The organism is Alicyclobacillus sp. CIJ1 (genome assembly GCF_057538885.1).
Map to the genome: position 1 here is coordinate 162,561 of NZ_BAAJPH010000068.1, position 10,446 is coordinate 173,006.

9 protein-coding genes are annotated in these 10,446 nt (G+C 65.3%); 8 read left to right on the plus strand and 1 reads right to left on the minus strand.

What is annotated here, in order from left to right; all coding sequences use genetic code 11:
• Window positions 1–71: 71 nt before the first annotated feature.
• The 8 genes from AC27E8_RS06380 (at window position 72) to AC27E8_RS06415 (ending at window position 8,888) form a co-directional block, all read left to right on the plus strand.
• Complete coding sequence (locus AC27E8_RS06380) at window positions 72–1,517, plus strand: NAD-dependent malic enzyme (protein WP_487097228.1); 1,446 nt, start codon at window positions 72–74, stop codon at window positions 1,515–1,517.
• A 173-nt stretch (window positions 1,518–1,690) separates the two neighbouring features.
• On the plus strand, window positions 1,691–2,044 hold the full coding sequence (locus AC27E8_RS06385; protein WP_008341152.1) for an SCP2 sterol-binding domain-containing protein: 354 nt from the start codon (window positions 1,691–1,693) through the stop codon (window positions 2,042–2,044).
• Between the two features lie 99 nt (window positions 2,045–2,143).
• Window positions 2,144–3,670 (plus strand): long-chain-fatty-acid--CoA ligase, encoded by a 1,527-nt coding sequence (locus AC27E8_RS06390; RefSeq protein ID WP_014463074.1) that lies wholly within the window; start codon window positions 2,144–2,146, stop codon window positions 3,668–3,670.
• Between the two features lie 17 nt (window positions 3,671–3,687).
• Entirely contained in the window at window positions 3,688–4,809 is a 1,122-nt protein-coding gene (locus AC27E8_RS06395) for an acyl-CoA dehydrogenase family protein (RefSeq protein WP_487097227.1), read from the plus strand.
• Complete coding sequence (locus tag AC27E8_RS06400) at window positions 4,806–6,020, plus strand: acyl-CoA dehydrogenase family protein (protein ID WP_487097225.1); 1,215 nt, start codon at window positions 4,806–4,808, stop codon at window positions 6,018–6,020. Before AC27E8_RS06395 ends, AC27E8_RS06400 begins: the two co-directional genes overlap by 4 nt.
• 12 nt (window positions 6,021–6,032) lie before the next feature.
• Window positions 6,033–6,839, plus strand: a complete 807-nt coding sequence (locus AC27E8_RS06405; RefSeq protein ID WP_487097224.1) for an enoyl-CoA hydratase/isomerase family protein — start codon at window positions 6,033–6,035, stop codon at window positions 6,837–6,839.
• Between the two features lie 18 nt (window positions 6,840–6,857).
• A complete protein-coding gene (locus AC27E8_RS06410) occupies window positions 6,858–7,700 on the plus strand; it encodes an SDR family NAD(P)-dependent oxidoreductase (protein WP_487097222.1) in 843 nt (280 codons plus the stop codon).
• Between the two features lie 21 nt (window positions 7,701–7,721).
• A complete protein-coding gene (locus AC27E8_RS06415; protein WP_487097220.1) occupies window positions 7,722–8,888 on the plus strand; it encodes a thiolase family protein in 1,167 nt (388 codons plus the stop codon).
• A 468-nt stretch (window positions 8,889–9,356) separates the two neighbouring features.
• Here AC27E8_RS06415 and AC27E8_RS06420 read toward each other — a convergent pair.
• Window positions 9,357–10,446, minus strand: a 1,090-nt coding sequence (locus AC27E8_RS06420) for a hypothetical protein (protein ID WP_487111370.1), incomplete at its 5' end; no start/stop codon positions are given.

Here is a 10,446-nt window from a genome sequence, read left to right on the forward strand (position 1 = left end):
GCTCTGTGTTTCAAGCCGCCAGGCGGATGCGGGTGGCGAAGCCGCAGCCCAAAACTCAGGGGGAGTGGAACGTGACACTGACGCGTGCCGGCAATGTTCGAGTTTTGTTTCGCGTTCGCTTGGAGGCGGGCGCGGCGCTCGGGGAGGTGCATGGCGCTATTGTGCGCGCTGGCGGCGAGATCGTCGCCATGGAGACCCGCGCGCTGCATGCGGATGACAGCGTGCGCGACATCACGGTCGCGGTCGACGCCGAGGCCGACGTAAGCGCTGTTGAACAAGCGCTGGACGAGGTCCCGGGTGTGAAACGCCTCGAAACGCTGGATTGGACGTTTTTGGCTCACATGGGGGGCAAAATCGCGACCCACCTGAAGGTGCCCGTGGTCGATCGCGACGACTTGGCCGTTGTGTACACGCCCGGGGTGGCGCGCGTGTGCGAGGCCATTCGCGATTGCCGCGATCGCGCCTTCGAATTCACCATCCGCAAGAACACGGTCGCGGTCGTGAGCGACGGTTCGGCCGTGCTGGGCCTCGGCAACATTGGACCAGAGGCCGCCATGCCGGTCATGGAAGGGAAGGCGATGCTGTTCAAACGGTTCGCCGACGTGGATGCCTTCCCCATCTGCTTGGCCACGCAGGACGTGGACGAGATCGTCGACACCGTCGAGCGAATGGCGCCGTCGTTCGGCGGCATCAACCTCGAGGACATCTCGTCGCCGCGGTGTTTCGAGATCGAGGAGCGCCTGCGGGAGCGGCTGGACATTCCGGTGTTTCACGACGATCAGCACGGCACAGCGGTCGTCATGCTGGCTGGGCTCATCAATGCCCTGAAGATTGTCAACAAGCGGATGCAGGACGTGTCCGTCGTCGTGGCGGGGGTCGGCGCGGCGGGCGTGGCGTGCACCAAGATCCTGCTTGCGGCCGGCGTGGGGCATATCGTCGGCGTGGATCGCGTAGGCATCATCGAGCGCGGCCGCCGCTATGACAACCCTGTGAAGCAGTGGTACGCGGAGAACACGAACTTCGAGAATCGGCGTGGGACCCTCGAAGAGGCCGTTCGCGGCGCCGACGTGTTCATCGGCGTGTCCGGCCCGGGCATCCTGACCGTCGATCACGTCAAACAAATGGCGCGCGATCCCATTGTGTTTGCCATGGCGAATCCCATCCCGGAAATCCTGCCCGAGGTGGCGGCGGGCCACGTGCGCGTGATGGCGACGGGCCGATCCGACTACCCGAACCAAATCAACAACGTGCTCTGCTTTCCCGGCATGTTCCGCGGCGCGCTGGATGTCCGCGCGCGGGATATCACGGAGGAGATGAAACAGGCGGCGGCCCTTGCCATCGCCGAGTGCGTGCCGGAAGAGCAGTTGTCGGAACAGTACATCATCCCGAGCCCGTTCGACCCGAACGTCGTCCCGGCCGTGAGCCGCGCCGTGCAAGCAGCCGCAGTTCGATCCGGCGTGGCGCGGGTGGACGCTCCCCTCGAGCTCGAGGAAGAGCCCCTCTACACCGAGATGTAGCCAAACCGGGTTTCGCGACCCCGAGTTCAGGGGAGGGCATCCCCCAACTCCCCGGATTCCTCGGGATGGGAAAGCGCTTGCCAGGCGATACAATGGCATCAACGACCGGACGGGTTTTTGAAGCGAACTCGCTTCGCACCCGCATCCATCGAAAGATTCAGGAGGCGATGAACATGACCACCACACCGTCGACGAAGGAGATTTTCGATCTCATCAACCAGGCGCTGTCGGCAGATCCTTCGCGCACCGGAGGCTTGGAGGCCGTCTATCAATTCAACATCACCGGTGACGATCCCGGCACCTATCAGCTCATTCTGAAACCCGACAAGGCGTACGCGGTCGAGGGCGAGCAGGAGGTCGCGAACTGCACGCTCGAGATGGACTCGAACGACTTCAAGGACATGCTGCAGGGCAATCTGAACGGCACGGCCGCGTTCATGAGCGGCAAGCTCCGCGTCGAGGGCGATCTCGGCCTCGCGATGCAGCTGGAGACCGTGCTCAGCGCCTACACGGCCGCGAACAACTGACGGACTGGATCAGGCATGCGCGCCGGGCCGCGGATCGGAGGATGCGCGGGCGGCTCGGCGCGTCCGCCGTGAGAAATTTCCGGAAGGGCGAGATGAGAGATGAATCTCGTTCAATTATTAGAGGACAATCAGCGCCGGTTCGGAACGTACGAGTCCCTGGTGTACGAGGGGCGCGTGTACACCAACGCGGAATTGGCGGCCCTGTCCTCGCAGTTGGCTCATCACATGCAGGCGCTCGGCGTTCGACCCGGAGATGCGGTGATGGTGACGATGCCCAACCGCCCGGAGGTGGTGATTGCGTTTTACGCCATCGCCAAGGCGGGGGCTGTGGCCGTGCCTGTGATGCCGCTCTTGCAGGCGTCCGAGGTGCGGTACATCATTCAGGACTCGAATCCTAAGCTCGTGATCACCTGCGAAGTCCTGAAGCCCAAGATCCAGCAGGCCATTCAGGACCTCGCCGATCCGCCGGTGGTTCGGTCGGTGGACGACGCCGGCGTGGAAGGCTTCGAGACCGTCCTGTCTCACTATCCTGCGGAGCGCCCCAATGTTCAGGTGGAGGACCATCAGCCCGCGGTGATTCTGTACACGAGTGGCACTACAGGCAAGCCGAAAGGCGTCATTCTGACGCATCACAACTTGTGTGCCAATGCGCGCGCCGCCGCCGATCTCGCCGAACAGTACGTGTTGAAGGTCGAGAAGCGGGTTGGGCTCGGCATTCTGCCCCTCTCGCACGCCTTCGGCTTCACGATGATGAACACCGCGCTCTGCCTGGGCGAACTGGACGTCCTGCTGCCCTACTTCGATCCGGTCCTGGTGTTTCAGGCCATTGAGCGTTATCGCGTGACGCACTTCACGGCGGTGCCCGCCATGTTTCACGCGCTCCTCCACCATCCTGACGCGGACAAATACGACCTGTCTTCGCTCTCGGTCTGCATCTCGGGCTCCGCACCGCTGCCCGAATCGGTGCGCAAGGCGTTCGAGGAAAAGTTCCATTGCCTCGTGTTCCAGGGATATGGGTTGTCGGAGGCTGCGCCTGTCGTGACGGCGCCCCGTTTCGACAAGCCCGCGAAGCCGGGTTCCGTCGGCCTTCCGCTTCCCGGTGTAGAGGTGGCCGTGCTCGACGACGACGGCAATCCTCTTCCGCCCGGCGAGATCGGCGAATTGGCGGTACGCGGTCCGAACGTCTCCCCGGGCTATCACAATCTGCCCGAGGAGACGGAGAAGGTGTTCCGGAATGGCTGGCTGCTCACGGGGGATATGGCGCGGCTCGACGAAGAGGGGTACGTGTACATCGTGGATCGCAAGAAGGACGTGATCATCCGCGGGGGCTTCAACATCTATCCGAGCGATCTCGAAGAACTTCTCAGTCAGCATCCAGCGGTTGCAGAGGTCGCGGTGGTGGGCGCGCCGTCCGAGCGCATGGGCGAGGAAGTCGTGGCCTACGTCGTGCGCAAGAAGGGCGCCGACGTGACCGAGGAAGAGCTCATCGCGTACTGTCAAGAGCACCTCGCGAAGTACAAGACGCCGAAGGTGGTTCAGTTTGTCCCGTATTTGCCGAAAAACCTCATCGGCAAGGTGGATAAAAAGAAACTGCGGGAGATGGCCAAGACCATTCAGTTCGCTTGACCTTAGGAGGGAATTCCATGATCTCATTTCTCCCGACAGATGAGGAGCGCGCGTTCGTCGAGGTGGCGGGCGAGTTTGCCCGCAATCGCCTGCGCGAGTCCGCGCGGGACGCGGAAAAGGCCAGGACGCCCTCCGATGACGTGGTGTCCGCGGCGCACGATCTCGGCCTGCTCTCCCTTGAACTTCCGGAGAGCCTCGCGGGCGCAGAACTTCCCCTCGTCTCGCAGGTTCAGGTCCTGGAGGCACTCGCTTTTGGCGATCTCGGCATAGTTCAAGGCATGCCCGGGCTTTGCGATAGCGCTTCCGTGATGCGGCTTCTCCCACACCCGGAGCGGCTCGAACTGGCGGATGGCGCTGCGCAGCGGGTGCCATGGATTCATGTGGAACCCGGTGAGGTCGCCGTGATCGTCGAGCGAAGCGGTTTCCGGCTGGAAGGCGTGGCGTTTCCGCGGCGCTCGGCACTCGGGGCGGATCAGTTGCTCGTGAGCTTCCTGGCGCCGGGGGGCGAGGCGATTGTCGCCTGGCTCGACCGGACGGCGGCCGAGTGGTCGGAAGACGCGGGAGATGTGCGGCTCGGGCTGCTCGCCGCGCACATCGGCAGAATCGGGTTCGAGGGGACCATCGTCCGGCCCGAGGACGTGTTGTTGCGCGGCGACGAGGCCGAGCAAGTGATTGCGGGCGCGAAGGCCCGCGTGGCCGTGCTCGAGGCCGCGAAGTGCGTCGGCGTCATGCGCGCGTCCCTGGAATACACCATCGAGTACACGAGCCAGCGCAAAGCGTTCGGCCAGGAGATTCCGAAATTTCAGGGCGTTTCCTTCACGGTGGCGGATATGGCGATTGAGACCGAGGCTGCCCGCAACCTCGTGTGGCAGGCCGCACACGCCGTGGACAGCCGCGGAGCGGAAGCGATGCAGGACGCGGCGCGGGCCCTGGCCTACGCGCTTCGCAGCGCGCGATTCGTCACGAACCAGGGTGTGCAGATGCTGGGCGGCGCCGGCTACCTGCAGGAGTATCCGGTCGAGAAGTGGATGCGAGACGCCCAGGCCCAGGCCGTGCTGTACGGGAAAGAGATGGAGTGGTTTGAACGGGCGGGAAGCCGCGCGCTGGGCCTCACAGAGAAGGAAGGTGTCCTGGTGTGATTGACTTCGAGCTCAGTCCCCAGCAAAAGCAGGTCCGCGACATGGTGCACTGGTTCGCGGAGCACGAGATGCGGCCCATTTCGCTTCTCGCGGACCAGGAAGAGCGCGTGCCGGACGAATGGCTGCGCAAGGTGAACCGCATGGGCATTACGCTCAGCATGTCCAACTTTGGCGGGGACGCCGGCAAGAAGAAGGACGACGCGCCTCGCAAGGAGCCGCGCGAGCGACAGGCCAACCGGCTTGGCGTCATCGCGGCGGAAGAGCTTGCCTGGGGCGATCCGGCCATCGCGCTGTCGCTGCCGGGGCCGGGCCTGGGCGGACCGCCGGTCATGTCGACGGGAACGCCCGAGCAGAAGGAGCGGTTTCTCGGCATCTTCACGCGCGAGGAGCCGCGCTGGGGCGCCTACGCGCTGACGGAGCCAGGCGCAGGATCGGACGTGTCGGGCATCCGGACGTCGGCCAAGAAAGTGGACGGAGGATACGTGCTCAACGGCCACAAGGTGTACATCACGAACGGCGGCCGCGCGTCCTGGGTGGTGGCGTTTGCCACGGTCGATCCGTCGCTCGGCAGAGCGGGCCACCGCGCGTTTGTCGTGGAGAAGGGCACGCCCGGATTCACCTGTACCCGCGTCGCGCACAAGATGGGCCTGCGCGCCTCGGAAACGGCGGAGCTCGTGTTCGAGGATTGCTTCGTGCCCATCGACAACCTGCTCGGCGGCGAGGCGCACTACGAGAACCGCGCCGGATCGTCGGGATTCCGCGTCGCCATGTCCACCTTCGACAGCACCCGACCCATCGTGGCCGCGATGGCCGTGGGCATCGCGCGCGCCGCATACGAGTACACGCTCGAATTCGTGAAGCAGGAGTACCCCCGCGGGCAGCGCGTGCGACACGACGTGCTCGCGAAGCTGGGCGAAATGGACGCGAAGATTCACGCCGCGAGGCTTTTGACCTGGGAGGCCGCGTGGAAGGCGGATCTCGGCCAGCCGAACGCCAAGGAAGCAGCCATGTGCAAGGCGCACGCGGGGCGCATCTCGCTGGAAGTGTGCGCGGATTGCCTGGAGATTATGGGGCCCATTGGCCTCGATGGGCACCTGGTGGAGAAGCTGTATCGAGACGTCAAGGTGTTCGACATCTTCGAGGGGACCAACCAGATTCAACACCTCATTGTGGCCCGGCGGCTGTACGAGCCGCACGGCCTGCGGCTGTAAGGAGGTGGATCCATGTCGTATGCCACGCTGCAACTCGAGCGCCTCGACAAGGGTGTGGTCTGGGCCTCGATTGACAATCCGCCGGCCAACGCCATTTCCGACGCGCTTGTGGACGATCTCGACCAGCTCCTCACGGAGCTCGAGGCGGACCGATCCGCGCGCGTGCTGGTCATCGGCTCGAATCACCCGAAGAACTTCGTGGCAGGCGCGGATCTCAAGATGATGACGCAAAACGCGAGCAAGTACGCCGGACAGGGAGGAGCCATCCGGGACGCCGCGAGCCGGATGCAGCGCGTCTTCGATCGCATCGCGAAGTTTCCCCGCCCGGTGATTGCGGCCATTCACGGGCACGCCCTCGGCGGGGGCTGTGAGCTGGCGCTCGCCTGCGACTTCCGCTTCATGAGCGGCGGGACCATCGGGCTCACCGAGGTGTCGCTCGGGCTCATCCCGGGCGCGGGCGGCACGCAGCGCATGACCCTGCTCCTCGGCCGCGCGAAGGCCACGGAGCTCATCTTCTTCGCCAAGCGGCTGTCGAAGGAGGAGGCGGAAGCCGTCGGCCTCATCACGAAGGCCGTCGAGCCGGAGCGGCTGCGCGAGGAGGTCATCGCGTTCGCCGAGAGCCTGAGCGAGCGCGCGGTATTTGCGATGGGCCTCGCCAAGCAGGCGATGGACGCCGCCGTTCCGCTCGATCACGGCCTCGCCGTCGAGGCGGAGAACTTCGAGCGCACCTTCACCACGGGCGAACCGCTCGAAGGCATCGCGGCCTTCTTGCAGAAGCGCCCGGCGAAGTTTCTTAAAGACGCTGCGGCCAAAGCATGAAACACGGGGGGATGGAACATGTCGTCGTGGGATCAGCTCTTAAAGGGCAAGGTCGCTGTTGTAACCGGTGCCTCGCGTGGGCTCGGGCGCGCGGACGCGCTCGCGCTGGCCGAGGCCGGTGCGGACGTGGTCATTACCGATATTCTCCTTGAAAGTGACGAATCGAGCGCGCAGGCGGCCAAGCAGTACGGCCCGCTGGCACAAGTGATGCAGAGCACGAAGGTGGTGTACGCGGAGAAAACCGCCGAGGAGATCCGCCAGATGGGCCGCCGGTCGTTCGCCATTAAGATGGACGTGACGGATCGGGATCAGGTCCGCGAGGTGTTTGCCCGCGTCAAGGAAGAGCTCGGCCGGATCGACATCCTCATCAACAATGCGGGCACGCTGGATCACGTCTCGCAGATCGAGAATCAGCGAGACGACCTTTGGGAGCGCGACCTGCGCGTGAACCTCACGGGCACGTACAACTGCACGAAGGCCGTGTGGCCCTACATGAAGGAGCAGGGCTTTGGCCGGATCATCAACATGTCCTCCATCGTCGGCATCCAGGGCGGCTTCGGGCAGGCGAGCTACGCAACGACCAAGGGCGGCATCCTGAGCTTCACCAAGAGCATGGCGCTCGAGGGGGCGCGGTACGGCATCACGGTGAACGCCATCGTGCCAGGCATCATCAACACCGAGGCGTTCCGCATGGGAAACAAGCAGATGAACGAGCGCATGATTCAGCGAACCGCCTTCCGTCGCCCTGGCGAGCCCGAAGATGTGGCGAACGCCATTGTGTTCCTGTGTTCCGACAAGGCGCGTTACATCACGGGCGTGGGGCTGCCGGTGTGCGGCGGGATCGACCTGTTCACGTTCTGACCAGATGACGAGAGCGGTCAGATGACCAAAACTAAAGGAGGTGTGCTCGTGCAGCGCGAGGTGGTGATTGTCGACGCGATTCGCACGCCGATTGGCCGGAAGAACGGGAGCCTGTCTTCCGTTCATCCGGTGGATCTGTTGGCGCCTTTGCTGAAGGCGCTGGTGGAGCGAAATCAGCTTGATCCGATGGAGATTGAGGACGTGGTGACGGGCTGTGTGACGATGACGGGCGAGCAGGGCGGCAACATCGGCCGGATGGCCGTGCTGGCGGCCGGGCTTCCCGTGGAGGTTCCCTCCTTTTCGCTCAACCGCATGTGCGGTTCGAGTCAGCAGGCCATCCATAACGCGGCGCAGGCCATTTTGGCCGGTGACATGGACGTGGTCATTGCGTGCGGCGTGGAAAGCATGAGCCGGGTGCCGATGGGCACGGATCTCGGCAAGTTCTCGACGGCGCTCACCAAGCGATTTCAGATTGTACCGCAGGGTTTCTCGGCGGAGATGATCGCGGACAAGTGGCAAATCAGCCGCGAAGAGATGGATGCGTTCTCGCTCGAGAGCCATCAGAAGGCGGCGCGGGCGGAGGACGCGGGCCTGTTCGACCGGGAGCGGGTGCCGGTGGAGAATGTCGGCCCCGAGAAGGTGACGGTGACGCACGACGAAGGGATCCGCCGCGATACGTCCATGGAGAAGCTGGCTGGACTCAAACCATCGTTTCGCCCGGATGGGCGCGTCACGGCGGGTAACGCGAGCCAAATCTCGGACGGCGCGGCGGCCGTGCTCCTCATGTCCGGAGAAAAAGCGGCCAAGCTCGGCCTGAAGCCTCGGGCGCGCATTGTGTCGCGCGTGGTGGTGGGCGTGGATCCGGTCATCATGCTGACAGGTGTCATTCCGGCTACGAGAAAGGCGCTCGATCGCGCTGGGCTCAAGCTGGAGGACATCGACGTGATCGAAATCAACGAGGCGTTTGCGTCGGTGGTGCTCGCTTGGAAGCGGGAGATTGAGCCGGACATGGCGAGGGTGAACCCACGCGGCGGCGCCATTGCGCTCGGGCACCCGCTGGGGGCGAGCGGCGCGCGCATCATGACGACGCTCCTGCACGAGCTCGAGGACACCGGTGGGCGGTACGGTCTGCAGGTGATGTGCATCGGATTCGGGATGGCGACGGGAACGGTGATTGAGCGGCTGTGACTCCACAGCCGCTCCCTCATTTTCGGGAGGCGCGATGCCGAGGACGAGGGATGTTGGAACCGTCGTGCGCGGCGTACAATGCAGGCTACCTCCACAAATGTGGGAATCGATTCGATTCTCTGAAAAAGAGAAGGGAAGGGTGGACATGATCAAGGCGTGGTCGGTCGTTTTGGGGACCGCGGTGGGCGCAGTGGCGCTTGGAGTGAGTGGGCATTCGGCCTTCGCCGCGACGACATCAGCGGCCGCGGAGTCGCAGGGGGGACTCCTGGGGCTGAATCTGAACCTGGGCGGGTCGCAAGGGCTCGGCGTGCAGGTGAATCTGTTGCCGACGAGCTCGTCGAGTTCAACGCCGGGATCGGGGGGTCTTCTCAACGTCGGGCTCTCCCTTGGTTTGTCTCACGAAAATTCGGGTTCTGGAGGGAATTTGGCAGCGTCTTCGGGTGGGGCAGGCGCGGCCACCGGAAGCAGTCAGGGGGGCGGAAACGCAACCAGCGCATCGTCGGGTGGTTCAAGTTTAGGTGCTTCGACTGGATCGAGCGGCGGCGGGACGTCGGCAACGTCCAAGGGCGTGGTGAGCATCGACCTGAACTTGCTGGCTTCGGGCGGGCAGGCGCAGGCGTCGGGCCCGGTGGGCGTCTCGGTCAACGCACTTGCCACAGGTGGGAGCGCAGCGGCGGATAGTCCGGTCGGGATCGCCGTGAATGCGCTGTCTTCGGGCGGGAGTGCGACGGCGAGTGGGCCGCTTGGCATTGCACTGAATGGCTTGTCGTCAGGAGGGGCGTCTACCGGAAGCGGCAGCGTGGTGGGCGCGGGCGTGAACGTGGGCTCGTCGGGCGGCAGCGCGAGCGGGAGCGGCGCGGTGGGCGCGGGCGTGAACGTGGGCTCGTCAGGCGGCAGCGCGAGCGGGAGCGGCGCAGTGGGCGCGGGTGCGAACGTGGGCTCGTCAGGCGGCAGCGCGAGCGGGAGCGGCGCAGTGGGCGCGGGTGTGAACGTGGGCTCGTCAGGCGGCAGCGCGAGCGGGAGCGGCGCAGTGGGCGTGGGTGCGAACGTGGGCTCGTCAGGCGGCAGCGCGAGCGGGAGCGGCGCAGTGGGCGCGGGCGTGAACGTGGGCTCGTCAGGCGGTGGTGCTTCTGCCCAAGGCTCGCTCGGCGGAATTGCTGTGAACGTCGGCAGCACGGGCAGCACGGGCAGCACGGGTACCACGGGCAGCACAGGCAGCACGGGCAGCACAGGCAGCACAGGCAGCACGGGCAGCACGGGCAGCACGGGCAGCACGGGTACCACGGGCAGCACAGGCAGCACAGGCAGCACAGGCAGCACGGGCAGCACGGGCAGCACGGGCAGCACGGGCAGCACGGGCAGCACGGGCAGCACGGGCAGCACGGGCAGCACGGGCAGCACGGGCAGCACGGGCACCACGGGCAGCACGGGCAGCACGGGCAGCACGGGCAGCACGGGCAGCACGGGCAGCACGGGCAGCACGGGCAGCACGGGCAGCACGGGCAGCACGGGCAGCACGGGCAGCACGGGCAGCACGGGCAGCACGGGCAGCACGGGC